This is a genomic window from Streptomyces sp. NPDC046900, assembly GCF_040644975.1.
Taxonomy (GTDB): Bacteria; Actinomycetota; Actinomycetes; order Streptomycetales; family Streptomycetaceae; genus Streptomyces.
This window is the reverse complement of the sequence record NZ_JBEYXD010000057.1, coordinates 23,997-46,416: the sequence shown is the minus strand read 5'-3', so window position 1 is coordinate 46,416 and position 22,420 is coordinate 23,997. Positions and strand designations below refer to the sequence as shown.

General features: G+C 72.5%; 18 protein-coding genes. 13 read left to right on the top strand and 5 right to left on the bottom strand.

The features are described 5' to 3' along the window. Positions 1–211: 211 nt before the first annotated feature. Positions 212–1,243: a hydroxyacid dehydrogenase gene (locus tag ABZ904_RS35930; RefSeq protein ID WP_360998432.1), complete on the top strand. Its 1,032-nt coding sequence runs from the start codon at positions 212–214 to the stop codon at positions 1,241–1,243. Beyond that, a complete protein-coding gene (locus tag ABZ904_RS35925) occupies positions 1,240–3,156 on the top strand; it encodes a DUF2264 domain-containing protein (RefSeq protein WP_359396106.1) in 1,917 nt (638 codons plus the stop codon). Before ABZ904_RS35930 ends, ABZ904_RS35925 begins: the two co-directional genes overlap by 4 nt. On the opposite strand, the gene ABZ904_RS35920 is transcribed toward ABZ904_RS35925, so the two are convergent. Together ABZ904_RS35920 and ABZ904_RS35915 are read right to left on the bottom strand one after the other, a co-directional pair. Next, complete coding sequence (locus tag ABZ904_RS35920) at positions 3,144–3,992, bottom strand: chitosanase (protein WP_360998433.1); 849 nt, start codon at positions 3,990–3,992, stop codon at positions 3,144–3,146. The two genes, ABZ904_RS35925 and ABZ904_RS35920, sit on opposite strands and share 13 nt — an antisense overlap. A gap of 127 nt (positions 3,993–4,119) precedes the next feature. Next, positions 4,120–6,918 (bottom strand): SpoIIE family protein phosphatase, encoded by a 2,799-nt coding sequence (locus ABZ904_RS35915; RefSeq protein ID WP_360998434.1) that lies wholly within the window; start codon positions 6,916–6,918, stop codon positions 4,120–4,122. A gap of 306 nt (positions 6,919–7,224) precedes the next feature. Here ABZ904_RS35915 and ABZ904_RS35910 point away from each other — a divergent pair, with 306 nt between their 5' ends. The 11 genes from ABZ904_RS35910 (at position 7,225) to ABZ904_RS35860 (ending at position 18,570) form a co-directional block, all read left to right on the top strand. Continuing rightward, entirely contained in the window at positions 7,225–8,958 is a 1,734-nt protein-coding gene (locus ABZ904_RS35910; RefSeq protein WP_361828183.1) for a hydrogenase maturation protein, read from the top strand. Beyond that, the gene (locus ABZ904_RS35905) at positions 8,955–10,199 is read left to right on the top strand and encodes a hypothetical protein (protein ID WP_361828180.1); all 1,245 of its coding nucleotides are present in this window, start codon (positions 8,955–8,957) and stop codon (positions 10,197–10,199) included. The genes ABZ904_RS35910 and ABZ904_RS35905 overlap by 4 nt, the downstream gene beginning before the upstream one ends. Next, a complete protein-coding gene (locus ABZ904_RS35900; RefSeq protein WP_361828177.1) occupies positions 10,196–10,738 on the top strand; it encodes a hydrogenase maturation protease in 543 nt (180 codons plus the stop codon). Before ABZ904_RS35905 ends, ABZ904_RS35900 begins: the two co-directional genes overlap by 4 nt. A 210-nt stretch (positions 10,739–10,948) precedes the next feature. After that, entirely contained in the window at positions 10,949–11,344 is a 396-nt protein-coding gene (locus ABZ904_RS35895; RefSeq protein WP_359396119.1) for a hydrogenase maturation nickel metallochaperone HypA, read from the top strand. Positions 11,345–11,347: 3 nt separating this feature from the next. Next, positions 11,348–12,121, top strand: a complete 774-nt coding sequence (gene hypB / locus ABZ904_RS35890) for a hydrogenase nickel incorporation protein HypB (RefSeq protein WP_361828174.1) — start codon at positions 11,348–11,350, stop codon at positions 12,119–12,121. Further along, the gene (gene hypF, locus ABZ904_RS35885; protein WP_359396123.1) at positions 12,118–14,508 is read left to right on the top strand and encodes a carbamoyltransferase HypF; all 2,391 of its coding nucleotides are present in this window, start codon (positions 12,118–12,120) and stop codon (positions 14,506–14,508) included. Before hypB ends, hypF begins: the two co-directional genes overlap by 4 nt. 55 nt (positions 14,509–14,563) lie before the next feature. Continuing rightward, positions 14,564–14,872, top strand: a complete 309-nt coding sequence (locus tag ABZ904_RS35880; protein WP_359396125.1) for a HypC/HybG/HupF family hydrogenase formation chaperone — start codon at positions 14,564–14,566, stop codon at positions 14,870–14,872. After that, positions 14,869–15,993 carry a hydrogenase formation protein HypD gene (gene hypD / locus ABZ904_RS35875; protein WP_359396127.1) on the top strand — a complete coding sequence of 375 codons (1,125 nt, stop codon included), beginning with the start codon at positions 14,869–14,871 and terminating at the stop codon, positions 15,991–15,993. The genes ABZ904_RS35880 and hypD overlap by 4 nt, the downstream gene beginning before the upstream one ends. Beyond that, positions 15,986–17,065, top strand: coding sequence for a hydrogenase expression/formation protein HypE (gene hypE / locus ABZ904_RS35870; RefSeq protein ID WP_359396129.1), 1,080 nt, complete (start codon positions 15,986–15,988; stop codon positions 17,063–17,065). Before hypD ends, hypE begins: the two co-directional genes overlap by 8 nt. 69 nt (positions 17,066–17,134) lie before the next feature. Beyond that, positions 17,135–17,704: a TetR/AcrR family transcriptional regulator gene (locus tag ABZ904_RS35865; protein WP_361828169.1), complete on the top strand. Its 570-nt coding sequence runs from the start codon at positions 17,135–17,137 to the stop codon at positions 17,702–17,704. 167 nt (positions 17,705–17,871) lie between these two features. Beyond that, entirely contained in the window at positions 17,872–18,570 is a 699-nt protein-coding gene (locus tag ABZ904_RS35860) for an SDR family oxidoreductase (RefSeq protein WP_359396132.1), read from the top strand. Positions 18,571–18,644: 74 nt separating this feature from the next. Here the strand turns inward: ABZ904_RS35860 and ABZ904_RS35855 are convergent, their stop codons facing one another. The 3 genes from ABZ904_RS35855 to ABZ904_RS35845 all read right to left on the bottom strand — a co-directional run bounded on the left by ABZ904_RS35855 (position 18,645) and on the right by ABZ904_RS35845 (position 22,302). Continuing rightward, positions 18,645–19,400, bottom strand: coding sequence for an NUDIX domain-containing protein (locus ABZ904_RS35855; RefSeq protein WP_360998438.1), 756 nt, complete (start codon positions 19,398–19,400; stop codon positions 18,645–18,647). Between the two features lie 125 nt (positions 19,401–19,525). Then, positions 19,526–21,049 carry a N,N-dimethylformamidase beta subunit family domain-containing protein gene (locus ABZ904_RS35850; protein ID WP_361828196.1) on the bottom strand — a complete coding sequence of 508 codons (1,524 nt, stop codon included), beginning with the start codon at positions 21,047–21,049 and terminating at the stop codon, positions 19,526–19,528. Positions 21,050–21,186: 137 nt separating this feature from the next. Then, on the bottom strand, positions 21,187–22,302 hold the full coding sequence (locus ABZ904_RS35845) for an AI-2E family transporter (RefSeq protein WP_359396136.1): 1,116 nt from the start codon (positions 22,300–22,302) through the stop codon (positions 21,187–21,189). Between the last annotated feature and the right edge of the window lie 118 nt (positions 22,303–22,420).

The window sequence follows — 22,420 nt, the reverse complement described above, 5'->3', positions numbered from 1 at the left end:
CCTCCTGGATCGGACCGCGAGCCGCCGCCATGGCGCTCCTTCGTTCACCACCAGTCTGTACGCAGGCCGCCGCGCAAGCACGGGCGGACCCGACCTGCTTGGCCCGCCACCAGGAGGTGACCGGCCCGAGCGGTGCCTTGACCGCTTCCCACCGGGCCAAGAGGATTCCTCCCGCCGCACGTCCGCAGCGAGTGAGGAGTTCCCCAGCCCGATGACTCTCTCGACCCCGGGTCCCGGCTTCCGCCCCCGTGCCGCCCTCGCCATGTCCCAGGAGGCCGCCGCGGCCGTCCTGGATCCCGAGTCGCTCGGCGCACTGGCCGCGATCTGCGACCTCGCCCCGTCGCCCGTCCTCGACGACCTCACCACCTCGCGGGCCCGGGCCGTCCTCGCCGAGGTCGACTTCCTGGTCACCGGCTGGGGCTGCCCCCCGCTGGACGCCGCCGCCCTGGCGGCTGCGCCCCGACTGCGTGCGGTGGTGCACACCGCGGGCAGCGTGCGCTCGCACATCACCGAAGCCTGCTGGGAGCGCGGCATCGAGGTGTCCTCCGCCGCCTCGGCCAACGCGGTGCCGGTCGCCGAGTACACCCTCGCGATGATCCTGCTCACCGGCAAGCAGGTCCTGGAACGAGCCCGCGACCACCGCGTCCGCCGCTCCGGGGACACCTGGCTGCGCACGCCCCGCGCCGTCGGCAACTTCCGCCGCACCGTGGGCATCCTGTCGGCGTCGCTCATCGGCCGCCGGGTCATCGAGCTGCTGCGCCCGCACGATCTCGAAGTGCTCCTGTACGACCCGTACGTCACCGACGCGGACGCGGCGGAACTCGGCGTGACCCGGGTCGGGTTGCCCGAACTGTTCACGCGCAGCGACACCGTCAGCGTGCACACCCCGCTGCTGCCCGCGACCCGCGGTCTGGTCAGCCGCGAGTTGATCGGGGCGATGCCCCCGGGCGCCGTACTGATCAACACCGCCCGGGGCGCCGTCGTCGACCAGGACGCGTTGACCGACGCCGCCGTCGCGGGCCGCATCCGTGCCGTCCTCGATGTGACCGATCCCGAGGTACTGCCACCCGAGCACCCGCTGTGGGACTGCGACAACGTGCTCATCACCCCGCATCTGGCAGGCAGTCAGGGCAACGAGTGGCGCCGCCTCGCCGAGCTCGCCCTGGCCGAGACCGCGCGCTGGGCGTCGGGCGCGGGCTTCCTGCATCCCGTACGACGCGAAAGGCTGGCGTTCCAGGCATGAGCACCCCCTTCGAACTGCCCCCGGAAGACCGCGAGTCGAGCCCGTACACCGGCTACCTCCGAGCCCACTGGGAGGCCGTGGCCGACGGGCTGCTGGCATCCGCGTGGCGCTGGAGCACACCGGGCGGTGCCCTGCTCGACCTGCCCGGACGGCCCTCTCGCTCGGGAGTGCGCTCCGACGGTCTTGAGGGCTACGCCCGCACCTTCCTCGCCGCCGCGTTCCGCGTGGCCGGCGCTGGCGGCGGCGACCCGCACGGCTGGCTGGAGCGGTATGCGCGCGGTCTGGACGCGGGTACGCGGACCCCGGGCCGCGCCGACGGCGAGTCATGGCCCCTGATCCTCGGTCACGACGTCCAGGGCCAGCCGATGGTGGAGTCGGCGTCCGTCGCGCTCGGGCTGCGGCTGACCGCGCCCTGGCTGTGGAAGCACCTCGCACCCGGGGTCCAGGACCGGGCGGAGGAGTGGCTGCGCGGAGCACTGCGGCACACGCCCTCGCCGAACAACTGGTACCTCTTCCCGTTCACCGTCGCCGGGTTCCTGGAGTCCGTGGGCCGCGGCGACGCGGAGACCGCCGCCGCCCGGGAACGCGCGCTGGAACTGCTGGAGGGCTGGTACCGGGGCGACGGCTGGTACGCGGACGGGGACGGACGCGCCTTCGACCACTACAACGGCTGGGCCCTGCACCTGTATCCGGTGCTCGACGCCCACCTCGGCGGGCACGCGGAACTGTCCGCCCTTCACGGCGCCCGGCTGCGCACGCACCTGGACGGCTTCTCGTCGATGTTCGGCGCGGACGGCGCGCCGCTGTACTTCGGCCGGTCGCTGACCTACCGGTTCGCCGCATCGGCGGCCGTCGGCCTGGGCGCCGTCACCGGCCACACCCCGCTGTCGCCCGGCACCTCCCGACGGCTGATCAGCGGCAGTCTGCGCTACTTCCTGGACCGCGGCTGCCTCACGGAGGACGGGCTGCTCGGCCTCGGCTGGCACGGTCCGCACGAGGCGACGTTGCAGAGCTACTCCGGTCCCGCGTCCCCCTACTGGGCGTCCAAGGCGTTCGTGGCCCTGCTGGCGCCGGCCGGCGATCCACTGTGGACGGCGCGCGAGGAGCCCGCGCCGGTGGAGGCCGCCGACCGTGTTCTGGCCCTGCCCGCACCGGGGTTGCTGGTGCAGTCGACTCAGGCGGACGGGATCGTACGACTGCACAACCACGGCAGCGACGACGTACGTCCGCACCAGGGCGAGTCGGCGGCGGAGGACGATCCGCACTACGGCCGCCAGGCGTACTCCACACGCACCGGGCCCACGGCCCCCGGGAACGTCGCGGACAACCGCTTCTCGGTCGTGGTGAACGGCCGCGGAAGCGTACGGCGCCGTATCAGTCCCCTGGGGGCCGAGCACGGCGACGGCTGGGGCTGGGCCGCGTCCTGGCACCGGCCCGTCTTCGCCGCCGGGCCCCCGATGGTGCCGGGCCTGCGCGTGGAGAGCGTCACGGTGGTGCGGGGGCGGTACGAACTACGGATCCACCGCGTGGCCGGGGCGCCGGAGGCTGCCCGTGTCACCCAGACGGGATGGGCCAGCGGACCTGAGGAGCCCGTCGTGTCGGCGCTGCACGGGCTGTACGGCTGGGACGACGGCCTTGAGACGGTCCGCGCGCCGCAGGGCACGGCCTGGACCCGCTGGGCCCGGGTGCCAAGGCTCACCGGGCCCGGCGGAGGCACGTCGGTGCATGTGTGCCTGGCCGTCCTCACCGCCGAACCCGGGCCCGCGCCCCTGGCCGACGTCGTCGCCGGTGTGCTGGCCGCCGACGACGCCGTCGAGGTCACCTGGGCCGGGGACGGGGCCCGGACCCGGGTGGAGTTCCGGCCGTTGAAGGTCTCACTCGTGGAGCGGGAGCCGGGCCGTCAGCCGATGTGATAACTGTCGCCGTACACCTTCCAGTCCAGCGGCGGGTCGAGGTTCAGATTGCCCTTGCGCAGGAAGACACGCTGTTCGGTGTCGACCCGGCTGGTGTCGCTGTGCGCCTCCTCCTGCTTCATCGCCCACACCCGCGCGTCGAGGAAGGCGTTGAGGTACGCCACCTCGCCGCCGCCCTGCGCCGGCGGCTTCGCCGTGCGCAGGGCGCGCTTGCGGATGTTGCGGAAGCTTGTGGGGTCGTCCCCGTCGCCGTGCATCACGATCGCGTCGTAGTACGTGAACTGCCCGAGGACGCCGAGGCCGTCGGCCTTGCCCTGCTGGACGGCCGGGTTGAAGTACACCCGGTCGCGTTCGTCGTTCTGCGCCTGCTGGAACGCCGTGTCCTGGGCCGCCTTGCGCCAGTCCTTGGGGAAGTTGGGGTCGAGTCCGTCGTGCGAGTCGGTGCCGTTCACCTCGCGCAGTGCGGGAAGGTACTTGGCGAGGACGTTGCCGGGCTTGCGGTCGGTGTAGAGCTGGACGAGGTCGAGCATGTCGCCGGTGCCGGAACAGAATCCGATGATGCCGGCCGTGTAGCCGCGTCCGTCGCCGATGTCCTCGATGTACTTGTACTGCGCCTTCCAGTCGAGGGAGGAGTTCTCCGCGCTCGACACCAGCTTCATGGCGATCTCCTTCTTCGCCGGGTCGTCGAGTCCGGTCGCCTTCGAGGCTGCCGGAGTGGCCGAGACGCTCGTGGCGTCGAGGAGCGGGACTGCCGCCAGGGAGGCGCCGATCAGCGCGAGGACGGTGCGTCGGGAGGTGCCGCGGGCGCCCTGCGTGTCGTGGAACGGATGTACCACGGGGACTCCAAGTGGGTTCGGGGGGTGGTGAGTTGCACTGATAGGAAGGTTTACTATCAGATCCCCTGAGTGTTGGGTACCCGTCAAGCGCCAAGTTTTCGGCGGCGATCACCCCCGTGAACAGGCCTCAGGACAGCGGCTGTTCGGCCCAGATGACCTTGCCCGTCGGCGTATAGCGGGTTCCCCAGCGCTCGGCGAGCTGCGCGACGAGGAAGAGTCCGCGTCCACCCTCGTCCGTCATCGTCGCGTGCCGCAGATGCGGCGAGGTGCTGACGGCGTCGAAGACCTCGCAGATCAGACTGCGGTCGCGCAGCACGCGGACGTGGATGGGAGAACTGCCGTAGCGGATGGCGTTGGTGACCAGTTCGCTGAGAATCAGCTCGGTCGTGAACGTCAGCTCCTCCAGCCCCCATTGCGCCAGCTGCCGTGTCACCGCCGCGCGTACCTCGGCGACGGCCGCCGGGTCCATCGGCACCTCCCACTGGGCGACATGGCCGGCCGTGAGGGTCCGGGTGCGGGCGACGAGCAGGGCGATGTCGTCGCTCGGCCGGTGCGGCAGCCGGGCGTCCAGCACCGCCCGGCAGGTGTCCTCGGGCGACGGCCCGGCCTCCGCCAGCGCGGTGCGCAGGAGCTCGAGCCCGGCGTCGATGTCGTGCTCGCGGTCCTCGACGAGCCCGTCCGTGTAGAGGACGAGACGGCTGCCCTCCGCCAACTCCAGCTCCGCCGTCTCGAACGGAAGCCCACCGAGGCCGAGCGGGGGACCGGCGGGCACGTCCAGGAACTCGACGCGGCCGTCGGGCCGGATCAGGGCCGGCGGCGGGTGACCGGCCCGGGCGACGGCGCAGCGCCGGGAGGCCGGATCGTAGATCGCGTACAGACAGGTCGCGCCCGTGACGGGGGCACTGCCGCCCTCGGTCGCCTCGTCCTGGTCGATACGGCCCACCAGTTCGTCGAGCAGGCCGAGGAGTTCGTCGGGCGGCAGATCGAGCGCGGAGAAGTTGTGGACCGCCGTGCGCAGCCGTCCCATCGTGGCCGCCGCGTGCAGGCCGTGCCCCACGACGTCGCCGACGACCAGCGCCACGCGGGCGCCCGACAGCGGCAGCACGTCGAACCAGTCCCCACCCACCCCGGCCTGCGCCGGGAGGTAGCGGGAGGCGATGTCCAGGGCGTCCTGCTCCGGCAGCTTCCGCGGCAGCAGACTGCGCTGCAGGGTCACCGCCATGCCGTGCTCCCGGGTGTAGCGGCGCGCGTTGTCGATGGACACCGCGGCACGGGCCACCAGTTCCTCCGCGAGGGCCAGCTCCTCCTCGTCGAAGGGCTCGGGCTTCTGCGAGCGCCAGAAGTTGGCCGCTCCGAGCACCACGCCTCCCGCCCGCACCGGAACGGTGATCAGCGAGTGGATTCCGTACTCCACCACCTGCGCGGTGCGCTCGAAGTCCTGGGCGAGCCAGCCGGGGGCCTCGCCGAGGCGGGGTTCCAGGGCGGCCCGGCCCCTGCCCAGGCTGTGCGCCTGCGGAGTGGTCGCGACGAAGCGGATCCGGTCGCCCACCGGGTACAGGGGAGGGTCCTCGCGGATCCCGCTGAACGCGGTACGCCGCAGTTCGTTGCCCGCCTCCGGCTCCTGTCCGTGCAGCACCTCCTCGAACAGGTCCACGGTGGCGAAGTCCGCGAACCGGGGGACGGCCAGCCGCGCCAGCTCCTGCGCGGTACGCGTCACGTCCAGGCTGGTACCGACACCCACACCGGCGTCGTAGAGCAGCGTGAGGCGCTCGCGTGCCTCCTCGGCCTTGCCGGAGAGGGCGCGCAGCTCGGTCGAGTCACGGAGGGTCGCGACATGACCGGCCGGGCCTCCCTCCAGATCCGTGGGCCGCTGGTTGACGGCCAGCAGCCGGTCCTCGACCAGGTGGACCTCGTCCGTGGCGATCCGCCCCGACGCGAGCAGGGCGGCGGTGTCGGGCGGAAGCCCGAGCTCGCTCACATGCCGCCGCTCCGCGTCCGACGGCAGGTCGAGCAGCCGCTGGGCCTCGTCGTTGGCGAGCAGCAGACGTCCGTCGCCGCCGACGATGATCACTCCCTCCCGGACGGAGTGCAGCACGGCGTCGTGGTGTTCGTACATCCGGGTCATCTCGCGCGGTCCCAGGCCGTGGGTCTGGCGCAGCAGCCGCCTGCTGACAAGCGCGGTCCCCGCCGTCGCGAGGAGCAGCCCCGCGGCCGCCGCCGCCAGCACGAGCGGCAGTTGCCGATCCGCCGCACCGCCCACGTGCTCCGTGGTGATACCGGCCGACACCAGGCCCACGACCTTGCCATCGGGCGCCTTGACGGGCACCACGGCCTGCACCAGCCGGCCGAGGGTCCCGTTGATCTCCTCGATCACGGTGCCACCCGCCAGCGCGGGTTCGATGGTCCCGACGAACTTCTTGCCGATGCGGTCCGGTTTGGGATGGGTGTAGCGGATGCCATCGGTATTCATCACGACGACGAAGTCGACCTTCGCCTCCTTGCGTGCCGCCTCGGCCCGCGGCTGCAGCACCGCGGTCGGGTCCGGGCTGCTCAGCGCGTCACGTGTGCCCGGCGCGTTGGCGAACGCCTCGGCGACGGCGAGGGAGCGGTGGCGGGCCTCCTGAGTGGTGTCGTGCCGCACCTGCAGCAGCAGCGCGACCACCGCCGACAAGACCAGCAGCAGCACGATGACCACTTGCAGGACGAAGACCTGCCCGGCGACACTGCGCCCGGTCAGCGCCGACCAGATCCCCGCGAGCGGACCCGGCGTGGGGGGCCCCGCGTCCGGCGCACGCTCCTCCTGGCGGTGGTGCTCAGCCTGCCGTCCCTCACTCGCGGGCGCTCGGCGAAAGCGGTGAGCACGTGGCGCGCGCGGGCCGCTTGGGCGGGTCGACCGGGTGCCGGTTCGACGCAGGAGCCGGACCATGTGCCATGTCTACACCGCCGCGCCCCAAGAGGCGAGGGGCGTCACACACGGTGGTGCCCGCCCAGCGGCCGGAAACGGGGCGGGAGCCCTCGCGGAACGCAGCGCGGCGGGCGGCGGCGGTCGGGCTCCCGGAGCACAACAGCCGTGCCCCGGCACGGTCTCGCGCCCGAGCAGCCCTCCGGCGCCCGCGTTCGAGTGACCCGGCGGCTTGTCTTCGGAGCAGACGGACGGACGTGCCTCACGATCACACTCGGCGGGGCTAATCTGCCCGCACGTCGTCCGCCGGGAGTCCGCCGGGAGCCCACCGTGCACATCCTGCTCGTGGCCAGCGCGTTCAACAGTCTCACCCAGCGCGTCCATGCCGAACTGCGGGACCGCGGCCACACCGTGGCGGTGGAACTCGCCCTGTCCGCCGACTCGTTGACAAACGCCGCATCCCGGCACGCGCCGGAGCTCGTCATCGCGCCGATGCTGAGGACGGCCATCCCCCGGCAGGTGTGGACGACCCGCCCCTGCTTCGTCGTCCACCCGGGTCCCGTGGGCGACCGCGGACCGTCCTCCCTCGACTGGGCGATCCAGGAGGGCGCCGAGCAGTGGGGGGTGACGGTCCTGCAGGCCGAGGAGGTGATGGACGCCGGCGCCGTGTGGGCGTCCGTCGCGTGTCCTCTCCCACCGCTGGCCAAGAGCGACCTGTACCGCAACGAGATCGCCGACGCGGCGCTGGCCGCCGTGCTGCTCGCCGTGGAGCGGTTCGCCTCCGGCTACCGCCCCCTCCGGCAGGAAGCGGCGCGGACCCGTCCGTACCTCGACCAGAGCGTCCGGACGATCGACTGGAACACGGACCCGACCGCGACCGTCCTGTGCAGACTGCGCGCCGCCGACTCCCGGCCGGGCGTGCTGGACACGCTGCTGGGCGAGGAGTGGTACCTGCACGGCGGCCACCCAGAGGACGTCCTGCGCGGCACGCCGGGGGAGTTGCTGGCCACCCGGGCCGGGGCGATCTGCCGGGCGACGAAGGACGGCGCCGTATGGATCCCCGAGCTGCGCCGCCGACGGCGTCCCGGGCATCCGGCCACGGTCAAACTCCCGGCCGTACAGGCCCTGGGCGACCTGCTGCCCGCGTTGCCGCGGCTGCCCGCACTGGCCGGTCCGGGCCTGCGCACCTGGACGGACATCCGGTACCGCGAGGAGGGGAGCGTGGGTTGCCTCTCGTTCTCCTTCCCGAGCGGCGCGATGAACACCTCTCAGTGCCGGCGCCTGCTGGACGCCTACCGCGAGGCCTGTGCGCGTCCCACCTCGGTGCTCGTGCTGGGCGGCCGGCGGGACTTCTTCTCCAACGGGATCCACCTGGGCGTCATCGAGGCCGCCGAGGACCCCGCGGCGGAGTCCTGGGCGAACATCAACGCCATGGACGACCTGGTCGAAGCAGTCCTGAGGACCACCGACCGGCTGGTGGTCGCGGCGCTCGCCGGCAACGCCGCGGCCGGTGGCGTGATGCTCGCCCTGGCGGCCGACGAGGTGTGGTGCCGCGCCGGCTGCGTACTGAACCCGCACTACCGGCTGATGGGCCTGTACGGATCGGAGTACTGGACGTACACGCTGCCGCACCGGGTGGGTGCCGCGGCGGCCGACCGGCTGATGCACGAGGCCCTTCCGATGAGCGCCGTCAGCGCCCGCCGCCTCGGACTTGTCGACCGGGTGGTCGAGTGCGGGCCGCAGGACTTCGCGGCGGAGGCAGGCAGGCTGGCGGCACGGCTGGCGTCGCTGCCGGGAACCCGCTCACGCCTCGCGTCGAAGAAGGCGGACCTGGAACGCCAGGAGACCATCGAGCCGCTGTCCGCCTTCCGGGCCCGCGAGCTGGCCGAGATGCACCGCATCTTCCACGACCCGGATGCTCCCTACCACGCACTGAGGCGCGCCTTCGTACGCAAGGAGAAGCCCCTGTGCACGCCCCCGCACATCGCCCTCGCCACGGGCGGCCGGACCGGGGCGGATCCGGTCGGCAGCGGAAACCCGACCACCGGAAGGACCGCGCCGTGAGCGTCACCTCGTTCGCCCCCGAGACCGAGGCGCGCCTCGCCCTCGCCCGGCGGGTGGCCGACGCCGTCCTCTTCGAGGGCTGCCCCCTCCACCCGCACCGCGCCACCGCCGGCAGGAGCCGGCTGCGCCGGCCGTTCGGTGTGCTCGTCCCGCCCGCCTGGGACGCCGTCGACGAGGAGTACGACTTCCAGTACACCGAATGCCTGATGGAACCCGGGACGGATGCCTGCCTGGCGGTCGAACTGCGCTTCCTCCGCGCCCGGCGGCGCACCGTCCAGCGCGCCCGCCCGGACGGCGAGTTCGAGACCGTACCCGAACTCGCCTTCCCCGATGAGATGTTGGTCCCCCTGGACGAGGGAACCGAAGAGCACGTCGAGGCCCTCCTCACGGTGGCGGAACTCGCCGGCGGCGACGGGATCGCCATCCCCTTCGGCTGCCCCGCGAGCGAGGAGAGCGAAGCGGTCCTGGACGGGGACGGCCGCGTCGCCGGCCGTCTGATCCACCGCCACGAGGAGATCAGCGGCGTACTTCGGCTGTCGGCCCGCAGACTCGAGGGGCCGTTCCGGCTCATGCGGCTGACCGCCGTCGTGGAGAACACGAGCGGCTGGACACCCGCGGAGGAACGGCCCGCGGACCGGGACGCGGCACTCCCGCACTGCCTGGTGGCCACCCATCTGCTGATGGGGCTGAGCGCCGGGTCGTTCCTTTCGATGACCGATCCCCCTGAGTGGGCCAAGGGCGCGGCCGCGTCCTGCCGCAATCTGCACACCTGGCCCGTCCTCGCGGGCGAACGAGGCCGCGCGGACGTGGTGCTGTCCTCGCCGGTCATCCTGGAGGACTACCCGGTCCCCGCGCCCGAGGGCCCCGGTGCTCCCCCCGTCGTCCACACCCCCGAGGCCGATGCGATCCGCGGCCCGGCGGGCTCGGCGCCCCCCGAGTGGCGGGATCCGGTGACCGCGACCGAGGCAACCCCGGTGTCCGACCGGATCGTCGTGGAGGGCCGCTCGGTTGGCGTCGGGAGCCGGGTGCGCCTGAAGCCGGGGATGCGGCGCACCGACGCACAGGACCTCTTCCTGCGGGGGCGCACCGCGAGGGTCGAGGCCGTGCTGAACGACGTGGACGACACGGTGTACCTGGCGGTGACGGTGGAGGACGACCCCGGCGCCGACATCCGCCGCGTACAGGGAACCTTCCTGTACTTCCGGCCCGACGAGGTCACCCCACTGGAGGACGACGCATGAGCCTTCCCCCGGACGACGGCAGGGTCCTCGTCGCAGGCATCGGCAACATCTTCCTCGGGGACGACGGCTTCGGCGTGGAGACCGTGCGCGCGCTGGCCGGGCGCGATCTGCCCGACGCGGTCGAGGTCGTGGACATCGGGGTGAGGGGTGTGCACCTCGCGTACCAGGTCCTCGACGGCTACGGCACGCTGATCCTGGTGGATGCCACCGAGCGCGGCGGCGAGCCCGGGACGCTGTACGTCATCGAGCACGACGGCGCGGGCCAGGACGCGGAGGGCGTACCGCTCGACGGCCACCGGATGGCCCCCGACGCCGTACTCGCGCTGCTCGGCACACTCTGCGCCGGAACCGGGGCACGTCCGCCGCGGCGCACACTCGTCGTGGGCTGCGAACCCGCCTCGGTGGAAGAGCGCATCGGCCTCTCCGCGCCGGTGTCCGCAGCCGTACCCCAGGCGGTCCGGCTGATCGAGGAGTTGCTGCGGAACCAGGACGACGGCCGGACGGCGCCGCAGAGCCTCGTCGGCGACGCCGCGCAGTGAGGAGCGCCGCCGCCCCCGGCCTCCGGCGCCTCGCGTAACGGGCCCGGCGCCGCCGGACGGTCCACTGCGGCGAACGGTGTACGCGGCCGGGGGGTGACGGCGTGCCGGTCTCGTGCTCCATGGCGGCTCACCTCTAATGGACACCGGCGGGCCGCGTACGCACGCCCTGTCCCACGGGGCGGGGACCGGTCTTGGCCGGGACGGAGACGCATGCACGAGATGTCCATCGCGATGGCGGTGATCGGCCAGGTGGAAGAGGCGGCGGAGCGGGCCGGTGGCGTCACGGCGGTGCTCTCGGTGCGGCTCCAGGTCGGCGAACTGGCCGGCGTCGTCCCCGATGCCCTCTCCTTCTGCTTCGAACTGGCCTGCGCGGGAACCGTGCTGGAGGGCGCCGAGCTGGTCACGGACACGGTGCCCGGACGGGCCCGCTGCACACCCTGCGCACACGAATGGGCCGTCGGTATGCCACCCCTGCTGAGCTGCCCGCTGTGCGACGGGGGGACCACCGACCTGCTGTCGGGCCGCGAGCTGCAGATCGTCGGCGTGCAGTGGGAGGACGGACGGGCAACCGCGCCCACCCCCGAACCGATCCCCGAGGAGCGCTGAACCATGTGCCGTGTGGTGAACCTGAAGCAGGCCGTACTCGCCAAGAACGACCGGGCCGCGGACACCCTTCGCGCCGAACTGACGGCTCGCGGCACCACCGTCGTCAACCTGCTGTCGAGCCCGGGGAGCGGCAAGACAGCGCTGCTGGAACGCGAACTTGTGCTGGCCCGCGAGCGGTCCGTACCGGTGGCGGCGCTCACCGCCGACCTCGCCACCGAGAACGACGCGGCGCGCCTGGCGCGTTCGGGCGTCCCGGTCAAGCAGGTCCTCACCGACGGGCTGTGCCACCTGGAGGCCGGGATGCTCGCCCGCCACGTGGCGGGCTGGCTGCCGGACGCGACCCGGCTGCTGTTCGTGGAGAACGTCGGCAACCTCGTCTGCCCCGCCTCCTACGACCTGGGGGAGACGCTGCGGGTCGTGCTCGCCTCCGTGACCGAGGGCGAGGACAAGCCGCTCAAGTACCCGACCGCCTTCGGCCTCGCCCACCTGGTGGTGGTCACGAAGACCGACCTCGCCGAGGCGGCGGCGTTCGACGAGGCCGCGTTCCGCGCGAACGTCGAACGGGTCAACCCCGGGGTGGAGGTGCTGCTGACCTCGGCCCGCCGGGAGTTCGGCCTCGGCGCCCTGCTCGACCGGGCGCTGGCGGCCGCCGACGGCGCGCCCCCGCACATGCCCGTCATGGCCCGTCAGCCCCACGGCGACGGTCACGACCACGCTCATGACCGGACCCATGACCACACGGACGGCTCCGGGGTCATGGCACCGTCGCGCTCGTGAGCGGTGTGCCCCCGGCGGCCGTCGCCGTCCCCACGTCGCTGCGCCGAAGGGTGACCGTGCGCGGCGTGGTGCAAGGCGTCGGCTTCCGGCCCTACGTCTACACGCTCGCCACCGGACTCGGCCTGTACGGGCATGTGACCAACACCCCGCAGGGCGTCGTCGTGGAGATCGAGGGAGCACCCGAGGCCATCGCCGGGTTCTTTGACCGCATCGCCCGCGAGGCACCGCCGCTGGCCCGCGTGGACCGCGTCGAACACGAAGAGGTGCCCGTCACCGGCGACACCGCGTTCGCCATCCTCGCCTCCCGTACGGACGGGCCCGCCGGAACCCTGATCCCGCCGGACACCGCCACGTGCGCCGCGTGCCTGCGCGAACTGGCCGACCCCGCGGACCGGCGCCACCGCCATCCGTTCGTCAACTGCACCCACTGCGGCCCACGGTTCACGATCGTCACGGGCCTGCCCTACGACCGGCCGCACACCACGATGGCGGACTTCCCGATGTGTTCCGACTGCGCCCGGGAGTACGCCGATCCGGCCGACCGCCGTTTCCATGCCCAGCCGGTGGCCTGCCCGCACTGCGGACCCCGGCTCCGCCTGCTCGTCCACCCGCAGGACGGCGCGGGCACACCGGTTCCGTCAGCCGCGGCGGACCCGGTGGCCGAGGCGCGCAGGCTTCTGGCGAGCGGCGCGATCCTCGCGGTCAAGGGCCTCGGCGGATATCACCTGGCCTGCGACGCCACCGATTCCGAGGTGGTCGCCAGGCTGCGCCGCCGCAAGGCCCGCGGCGGCAAACCGTTCGCGATCATGGCCGGTGGAGTCGACGACATCGAGCACCTGGTCCGGATCTCCCCCGAGGAGCGCGACCTGCTCGACGGAGCCGTGAGACCCGTCGTACTACTGCGCCGACGCATCGGCGGCACTCCCGCAGCGGATGCCCCGCGCCCGGCCCGGACCGTGGCGCCCGGCAGCCCCGACCTCGGCGTCATGCTGCCGTACACGCCGGTGCACCGCCTGCTGTTCGGGCTTCCCGGCGACCCCGCGGGTCCTCGACTGCTCGTCATGACCAGCGGCAATGTGTCGGGCGAACCGATCGTCACCGACGACGGGGAGGCGCTCGAACGGCTGGCGCACCTGGCCGACGCCTGGCTCACGCACGACCGGCCGATCCATGTGCCCTGCGACGACTCCGTGGTGCGCGTGTGCGACGGCCTGCCGCTGGTCGTGCGCCGTGCCCGCGGGTACGCGCCCCTGCCGCTGACGCTCCCGGTGCCCGTTCGCCCCGGACTCGCCGTCGGCGGAGACCTCAAGAACGCCTTCTGCCTCGGTGAGGGCCGGCAGGCCTGGCTGTCCGCGCACATCGGCGACATGGACGATCTCGCCACCCAGCGGGCCTTCGAGCGTGCCGTGGCACAACTGGAGTCGATCACCCCGGTGCGGCCCGGACTGCTGGCGGCCGACCGGCATCCGGGCTACCGCTCCGGCCGGTGGGCCGAACGCCACGCGGCCGGCCGCCCCGTGGTCCGTGTACAGCACCATCACGCGCATGTCGCCGCCGCGATGGCCGAGAACGGGCTCGACGGCAGCCGCCCGGTGATCGGCGTCGCGTTCGACGGCACCGGCTACGGCGACGACGGGGCCGTGTGGGGCGGCGAGTTCCTGATCGCGGACTACGACGGGTTCACCCGGTTCGGGCACCTCGCCTATGTGCCACTGCCCGGCGGCGATGCCGCGGTGCACCGACCGTACCGGATGGCGCTCGCGCACCTGCGCACGGCCGGGATCGCATGGTCCGGCGAGCTGGCCTGCGTGGCCGCCTGCCCGCCGGGCGAACGCCGGGTACTGGAAAGGCAGTTGGAGCGGAACCTCAACTGCGCTCCCACCTCCAGCATGGGCCGGCTCTTCGACGCGGTGTCGTCCCTCGCGGGCGTCTGCCACCGGGCGGGGTACGAGGCTCAGGCCGCCGTCGAGCTGGAGGCCGCCGCACTGTGCGCGCCCGTCGGAGACACCTCCGCCTACACGTTCGGCGTCGGGGACCCGGAGACGGGCGCCGGGCCGGTGCGGGCGGATCCGGCCCCCGTTCTCGCGGCCGTCGTCGGCGATCTGCGCGCAGGTGTGCCTCCCGTCCTGATCGCGGCCCGCTTCCACCGGGCCGTCACCGGCCTCGTGCACCGCGTGTGCGTGCTGGCGCGGGAGCGGCACGCGGTGGACACGGTCGCTCTGACCGGCGGCGTGTTCCTCAACTCCCTGCTCTCCTCGGCCTGTGCCGAGGTCCTGGCCGCGGACGGCTTCACGGTGCTGCGCCACCACCTCGTTCCCCCGGGCGACGGCGGTCTGGCCCTCGGCCAGCTCATGGTGGCCGCCCGCCGCCCCGACACCTCCGACTGATCCGACGGTCCCGGCAGCCGCCGGGCCACGTACCCCCCACAGCGAGGAGAGGCCCATGTGCCTGGCGGTACCCGGCAAAGTGCTGGACATCCAGGAGCGGGACGGCACCCGGATGGCCGCCGTCGACTTCGGCGGTGTGGTCAAGGAGGTGTGCCTGGAGTACCTGCCCGACCTCCAGGTCGGGGAGTACGCCATCGTCCACGTCGGCTTCGCCCTGCAGCGCCTCGACGAGGAGTCGGCGAAGAGGACGCTCGAACTGTTCGAAAACCTCGGCATGCTGCAGGAGGAGTTCGGCGACCCCTGGGAAATGGCCGCGGAAGCCGGCGGGGCTCTTCCGCCTGCGCGCGAGGAGGCGCGGAAGTGAAGTACATCGACGAATTCCAGGACCCGGAACTGGCTCGCCGGCTCCTCGACGAGATCCACGCCACGGTGACCAGACCCTGGGCGCTGATGGAGGTCTGCGGCGGACAGACCCACTCGATCATCCGGCACGGCATCGATCAGCTCCTGCCCGACCAGATCGAGCTCATCCACGGTCCCGGCTGTCCCGTGTGCGTGACCCCGCTCGAGGTCATCGACAAGGCGCTGGAGATCGCCTCCCGCCCCGAGGTCGTCTTCTGCTCCTTCGGCGACATGCTCCGCGTGCCCGGCACGGGTCGGGACCTGTTCCAGGTACGCGGCCAGGGAGGGGACGTCCGGGTCGTCTACTCGCCGCTCGACGCCCTGAAGATCGCGCAGCAGAACCCCGACCGGCAGGTGGTGTTCTTCGGCATCGGCTTCGAGACGACCGCGCCGCCCAACGCCATGACGGTGTATCAGGCCCGCAAGCTGGGCATCCCGAACTTCAGCCTGCTGGTCTCCCATGTCCGGGTGCCTCCGGCCATCGAGGCGATCATGCAGTCCCCGAGCTGCCGGGTGCAGGGCTTCCTGGCCGCCGGTCACGTGTGCAGCGTGATGGGGGTCGACGAGTACCCGGATCTGGCAGCCCGCCACCGCGTCCCGATCGTCGTGACCGGGTTCGAACCGCTGGACATCCTCGAAGGCGTACGCCGGACCGTGGCACAGCTGGAGCGTGGCGAACACACCGTCGACAACGCCTACCCGCGCGCCGTCCGGCCCGAGGGGAACCCGGCGGCGAAGGCCATGCTGGAGGACGTCTTCGAGGTCACCGACCGCGCCTGGCGCGGTATCGGCGTGATCCCCGCCAGCGGCTGGCGGCTCTCCGCCGAGTACCGCGAATACGACGCCGAGCACCGTTTCTCGGTCGAGGACATCCAGACCCGGGAGCCCGCCGCGTGCCGCAGCGGCGAGGTTCTGCAGGGCCTGATCAAACCGCACGAGTGCGAGGCGTTCGGCACCGTGTGCACACCCCGTACCCCGCTCGGAGCCACCATGGTCTCCAGCGAGGGCGCCTGCGCCGCGTACTACCTCTACCGGCGCCTGGACACCACCCCCAAGCCCCGGGAGGCGACCTCCGTTGTCTGACACCCTCGACCTCGGCACGCCGGCCGTGGACGCCGCGACCTGGACCTGCCCTGCTCCACTGCGCGACCAGTCCCGCATCGTGATGGGCCACGGCGGGGGCGGGGCGCTCTCGGCCGAGCTGGTCCAGCACGTCTTCGCACCCGCCTACGGCTCGGACGCCCTCGCCCAGTTGGGCGACGCCGCCGCCCTGTCGCTGGGCGGTGTCCGACTGGCCTTCTCCACCGACTCGTTCGTCGTACGCCCGCTGTTCTTCCCCGGGGGCAGCATCGGCGATCTCGCCGTCAACGGCACCGTCAACGACCTCGCCATGAGCGGGGCCCGCGCGGCGTACCTGTCCTGCGGATTCATTCTGGAGGAGGGAGTCGAGACGGAGACGGTCGCCCGCGTCGCCGACGCCCTCGGCAGGGCGGCACGGGCCGCCGGAGTCGAGGTGGCGACGGGCGACACCAAGGTGGTGGAGGCCGGCCACTGCGACGGCGTGTTCATCAACACCGCCGGTATCGGCCTGATCCCGGAAGGGGTCGACCTGCGGCCGCAGCGAGTGGTCCCGGGTGATGTGGTGATCGTGAGCGGCCCGATCGGTGTGCACGGCGTGGCGGTCATGAGCGTGCGGGAGGGCCTCGAATTCGGCGTGGAGATCGAGAGCGACTGCGCGGCCCTGGTCGGACTGGTCGACACCATGCTCGCCGTCACCCCGGACCTGCACGTCCTGCGCGATCCCACCCGGGGCGGCCTCGGAGCGGCGCTGAACGAGATCGCGGCCGCCTCGGGCACCGGGGTCGTGATCACGGAACGCGAGGTCCCGGTCCCGGAGCCCGTGGCCAACGCCTGCGCCGTGCTGGGCCTGGACCCCATGTATGTGGCCAACGAGGGGAAACTGGTGGCGTTCGTCCCGCGCGAGCACGCGGACGCGGTCCTGGACGCCATGCGCGCGCACCCCCTGGGCAGGGAGTCCCGGATCGTCGGCGAGGCGGTGGCGACCCATCCGGGTATGGTCGTGGCCCGCACCGGCCTCGGCGGCACCCGCGTGGTGGACATGCCGATCGGCGAGCAGTTGCCGAGGATCTGCTGACCCGCACGGACCGTCATCAGGTAAACTGATCGGTTTCCATGGGGCGGAAACGGGTCTAACCTCTGGTACATGACCACGGACGCGAAACAGAGTTCCCGTGACCGGCTGCTGGATGCGGCGGCCAGACTCGCCTACCTCGAGGGTGTCGGCGTGGGCGTCGAAGCGCTGTGCCGGACGGCGGGTGTGTCGAAACGCTCGATGTACCAGTTGTTCGAGAGCAAGGACGAACTGCTGGCGGCGAGTCTGGACAAGCGGGCTCCCGTCTACGCGGCCGAGTTGCTGCCGGACGCCGACGACGGCCGGTCGCCGCGCGAACGCATCCTGCACGTCTTCGAGCGGACGGAGGAGCAGTCGGTGGCCCCGGACTACCGGGGCTGCCCCTACCTCGCCGTGCTGACCGAGCTCAAGGACCCGGACCATCCCGCGAGCCGTGTGGCGAGCCGGGTCAAGCAGGATCTGACCGCCTTCTTCCGCGGTGAGGCCGAACGGGGCGGGGCGAGCGACCCCGATCTGCTGGCCAGGCAACTGGTCCTGGTCTTCGACGGTGCGAGCGCCCGCGCCGGCGCCCGGGTCGAGTCCATGGCCGGCCTGGTCGGCCCGACCGTCACCACCCTCCTCGACGCGGCCGGCGTGCGCTGAGCCACAGGCCGCCGGCCGGGCGCTGAGCGCCTTGCCAGGGCGCCGGGCGCGTCTGCCCCGCGCCCTGCGTCGGAAAAACAAACTGAATACGCGCCTCGACTTGAACGAGGAAACCGATCGGTTTACGGTAAGCGGAAACCGATCGGTTTCCTGCTGTGGAGGCAATCATGACCGCGATCAAAAACGCCACCGTTCTCGTCACCGGTGGCAACCGGGGCATCGGCAAGGCACTGGTGGAGGAGCTGTACGCCCGTGGTGCGGGCAAGGTCTACGCGACGGCCCGCGACCCCCGCACGGTGACGCACCCCGACGCCGTCCCGGTGGCACTGGAGGTGAGCGATCCTGCTTCCGTCGCCGCCGCCGCCGAGCAGGCCGGGGACGTCACGATCCTGATCAACAACGCCGGGACCGCGAGCCACGCTTCGTACCTCGACTCGCCGATGAACGACGTGCGTCGTGACATGGACATCAACTTCTACGGTCCGCTGCAGGTCGCGCGTGCCTTCGTGCCGGTCATCGAGCGCAACGGCGGCGGCCACGTCCTCAACGTGCACTCCGCCCTCTCCTGGCTCGCCGACGGCACCCCCTACAGCGCCTCCAAGGCCGCGCTGTGGTCGCAGACCAACTCCCTGCGCCTGCACCTGCGGCCGCGCGGCATCACCGTCACGGGGCTTCACGTGGCCTACGTCGACACCGACATGACCTCGGGTATCGACGCGCCCAAGTCGAGCCCCCGCGACGTCGCCGTAGCGGCCCTGGACGGCATCGAGTCCGGTGCGCACGAGGTGCTGGTCGACGACGTCACCCGGCAGGTCAAGTCGGCGCTGTCCGGGGAGCTGGAGGCCCTGTACGAGCAGCTGCGGTAACCGCGGTCACGGCCTCACGGCGATCGGGGCGGTACGCCGGCGCCACCCTCGCGGCGCACCGCAGAGTCAGCAGGTCATGGCTGCGGCACCGCCCGGGTGTAGAGGCGTACGACCGGTTCCAGATAGTCCACGTGCGGGCCGTCGAGTCCGGCCAGATCGCCGGGGGAGCGGATCAGCGCGATCCGGTCCAGTTCCGGCTGCACGCCGTCTGCCGTCTCCGAGCGCACCAGGGCTTCGAATCGTTCGTACAGGAACGACGCCGGCTTGCGGGGAGCGGTGAACAGGGCGCCGATGTTCCCGTTGCGGCCGCGGGTGACGCGCCACAGCGTCAGTTCCCCGGGTGGCATGTCGAGCCCGGTCTCCTCGACCAGCTCCCGCGCGGCGTGCCGGCGCAGCGTGCCGGGGTCGAGGGGCTCCTGGTCGTCCGGCGGTTCGACGGAGCCGCCCGGCAGCTGCCAGCGGCCCGGCGCGGCCGTGGACGACGACATACGTGCCACCAGCAGGCGCCCGTCGTCCGTCGGCTGGACGACGGCGACGAACAGCGACGGCAGCCAGGAGACGGCACCCGGTACCCGGCGCAGGGCGTAGTGCCGGTAGGTCGTCCGTGCCCAGGAGACCACCAGGCTGTGCGGACCCTCCCGTTCGACACCCGCGCACGCTGCCACCGGCCCGTCGAAGAGGCTCGGGTTGGCCCGGACCGCCTCCTCCCACACCCGGTCCATGGCCGAACGGTCGTCGGGTGACAGCAGCGGTGTGGCCGCTTCGACGAACCGGAGCCGGTGGACGTCCAGCAGGGCGACATCGGAAGATCGCGGCAGTGGCTCGGTCACCGGCACATGCTGGCACACCCGGCCTTCGGCCATCGCCGCGGGCCGCGGCACGTGTCGCGGCGCACGAGGACGCAACGGGGAGGCCCTGCTGGACCGAGGCGTGAACGCAGAGGCCGGACCGGGCTTCAGTCCGGCCTCGTGTACACCTCGTCCACGTTGGGACGCGGTACTGGCCGACGGCCGGCCGCCGGGCCTTCCGCGAAGGCGCGCAGCAGGTTCTCCGAGGCGCGGGTCACGAAGGCTCGCGTACGGCCGTCCATGCCGTGGTCGCGGCCGCCGTCGGCGGTGCCGGCCATGAGCGCCTCCACCCAGCGCATGGTGCCGGTCGCGAAGACTCCCGCTCCGCTCGGGACCGTGTAGTAGGCCGAGTCGCTGTGACTGCGCTCGCCGTTGCACACCAGCGGCGAGTGGGCCGTGATCTCCAGGGGTTCGGGCACGGGCGCCGGCGGGGTGACCCGGTCGTACTCGACGCCGACCAGGTGGTCGAAGCCGTCGCCTGCCCGCACCCCTGTGCCCTCGTACAGCCAGTGATCGGCCGTGTGGACGACATAGGGCGCGTCCACCGGATAGCCCTCGTAGAGGACACCCGTGAGGGACGACTCCGGGTCGGCCGCGGGTGCTTGGCGGAAGTCGGTGGTCGCCAGGGCGGGGCGGGTCGCGTAGTACGGGTCGGCGCGGACGGAGGACTTGTAGCAGACCACGGTGCGGTCGGGCTGCTTCTCGCCCTCCTCCAGCCGGACCCGGCGGAAGCACGTGTTCGCGCCGAGGAAGGCGATGTTGGTGCCGGCGTCGCGGGCCTCGGTGATGTGCCGCCGCTGCTCCGGGGTCCAGTACTCGTCATGGCCCAGGCAGAGCACGGCGGTCGCGTCGCGCAGGACCCGCGGATCGCGATGCACGTCCAAGCCCGTGGTGTACGCCAGCGGTATGCCGAGCCGTTCGGCCAGAACCACCAGCGCCCGCTCGTACGTCAGGAACCTGGCGTTGCCCTCGGAGTCGTAGGGCCGGTCGAAACTGACGGCCAGGGACCGGGTGGCGTAGGCGCCCGACGGCCCGGCGTACAGGCTGTACCCGCCCCACCCGTTGTACGCCTGCCAGGTGGCCGGGGCGTGCATCAGGACGGTACGTCCCACGGCCCGGGTGGAGCGCACGATGAGCGGGAGATGGCGCTGGTGCCCGTTGTCCGCGTCCACTCGCAGCAGATACGCGCCCTCCGGCCAGCCGCCCGTGCTGAACACGAGGGTGGGCTTCCAGTCGGCGCGGACCGTGCGGGTGCCCTGGAGCAGGCGGGGTTCCGGTTGCGGCCGCCCCGGTATGCGCCCGGAGGACCAGACGAGCCGGGCCTCGGCTCCGCCGTACCAGCCGATGCGGAAGGCATGGACGCGGACGGAGGACGCGGTCGTCGAGACGTACAGACCGCACTCCTCGCCCGGGGTCACACTCACCCGGTCGGCGTAGGCGGCGACGGACGTGGCAGGTCCCTGCGAGGTGACGCGCCAGTCCGGGGTCCCCGGACGGTCGCGTTCGGACTCGGCCCGGTGGGCGGCCGCTGCCGCGGACCGCTTGCGCGCGTGCGGGGCCGGATCGGCACTGGCCGCCGCCGAGGCGAGCCCGACGCCCGCGCACACACCGAGGAAGTGCCGGCGCCGCATGTGCTCACCGCCGTGCTGCGGCCTGCTCCGTTCGTCTGGACTCACATCGCCTCCCCTGCTCACGGCCGGGGTGCCATCGCCTTCAGGCCAGAGTCGCACGGCGGGGCGGGGCGCGCCCCGCGGCCGGTCGCCGGACGTCAGGTGGGTGCCGGCCGCAGCGCCTGCAGCACCGCCCAGACGACGGAGACGAACGGGACGGCCACGACGGCGCCGATCACCCCCGCGACGATGCTGCCCGCGATCACGGACACGGCGACGACGAGCGGATGGAGACTGACGGCCCAGCTCATCACGAGGGGATGCAGCACGTGCCCCTCGAGCTGGCCGATGACCACGATGAGCAACAGCACGGCCGCGGCCGTCAGGGGCCCGCGCCCCGCGAGGGCGACGACCGTCGCGACCCCGAGCGCCACCGGCGAGCCGACCAGCGGGACGAACGCGGCGATGAACTCCAGCAGGGTGAGCGGCAGCGCGAGCGGCACCCGCAGCAGGAGCAGGGCGATGCCGACCAGCACGGCGTTCGTCGCGGCCACGATGATGATGCCCCGTGTGTAGCCGGCGAAGGTCCGCCAGGCCGCATGCCCCGCCCGGTCCCAGGCCGGCCGGGCAGAGCGGGGCAGGAACGTGTCGCGGGCCCACGACCACAGCTTCTCCCCGGAGTGGATGAAGAAGACGGAGGCGAAGATCGCGAGTGCTGCCCCGGTGATCAGTTCCACCACCCTGCCCAGGCCGCTGACGGCGCTGCTGAGCAGTTCGGAGCGGTGGGTCGAGATGTAGGAGGCGACCTGCCGCTGCAGATCGCCGAGTTTGCGGTGGCTGAGCCGGAAGGGCGGGTTCTCCAGCCATTTCTCGATCCGCCGGATGCCGCCGCGGAACTCGCCGGCGAGCTTCCCTGACTCGCCCACGACCGCGTCGCCCACCAGGGCGAGCAGGGAGACCAGCACCAGGATGCTGCCGATGAGGGCGATCGCGACGCTGAGGGGCCGTGGCATCAGACGGTTCAGCAGGTCGGTGACGGGCTTCAGGAGCGAGGTGATGACGAGCGCGAGGAACAGGGCCACGGCGATGAGCTGGAAGCGGCCCAGCACCATGAAGACGACGTAGACGACGGCCCCGACCAGGACGAGACGCCAGGCGTAGGCGGCGGCGACCCGCAGCCATGGAACCGTGCGCTCGGCCTCCAGGACTCCTGGGGCGGACGGGGCGCGCCGTGCGACGCGTGCGGCACGGGGCGGGCGGCTGCCCCGCACCATGGGGCCCCTCCTGCGCCCCCGGTCCCGGCCGCCCGCATGCGCCACCACGTCTCCCGTGTCCCGGTGTCGGTCGTCTCGACAGCACAGTAGGGGTAAATCGGACATGGGGCGCGGCGTG

Coding starts and splice junctions, on each gene's coding strand:
- ABZ904_RS35900 (WP_361828177.1), top strand. CDS start 10,196: ATGAGCCTTCCCCCGGACGACGGCAGGGTCCTCGTCGCAGGCATCGGC.
- ABZ904_RS35850 (WP_361828196.1), bottom strand. CDS start 21,049: ATGCGGCGCCGGCACTTCCTCGGTGTGTGCGCGGGCGTCGGGCTCGCC.
- ABZ904_RS35845 (WP_359396136.1), bottom strand. CDS start 22,302: ATGGTGCGGGGCAGCCGCCCGCCCCGTGCCGCACGCGTCGCACGGCGC.
- ABZ904_RS35860 (WP_359396132.1), top strand. CDS start 17,872: ATGACCGCGATCAAAAACGCCACCGTTCTCGTCACCGGTGGCAACCGG.
- ABZ904_RS35880 (WP_359396125.1), top strand. CDS start 14,564: ATGTGCCTGGCGGTACCCGGCAAAGTGCTGGACATCCAGGAGCGGGAC.
- ABZ904_RS35915 (WP_360998434.1), bottom strand. CDS start 6,918: ATGGTCCGGCTCCTGCGTCGAACCGGCACCCGGTCGACCCGCCCAAGC.
- ABZ904_RS35925 (WP_359396106.1), top strand. CDS start 1,240: ATGAGCACCCCCTTCGAACTGCCCCCGGAAGACCGCGAGTCGAGCCCG.
- hypB (WP_361828174.1), top strand. CDS start 11,348: ATGTGCCGTGTGGTGAACCTGAAGCAGGCCGTACTCGCCAAGAACGAC.
- ABZ904_RS35930 (WP_360998432.1), top strand. CDS start 212: ATGACTCTCTCGACCCCGGGTCCCGGCTTCCGCCCCCGTGCCGCCCTC.
- ABZ904_RS35895 (WP_359396119.1), top strand. CDS start 10,949: ATGCACGAGATGTCCATCGCGATGGCGGTGATCGGCCAGGTGGAAGAG.
- ABZ904_RS35865 (WP_361828169.1), top strand. CDS start 17,135: ATGACCACGGACGCGAAACAGAGTTCCCGTGACCGGCTGCTGGATGCG.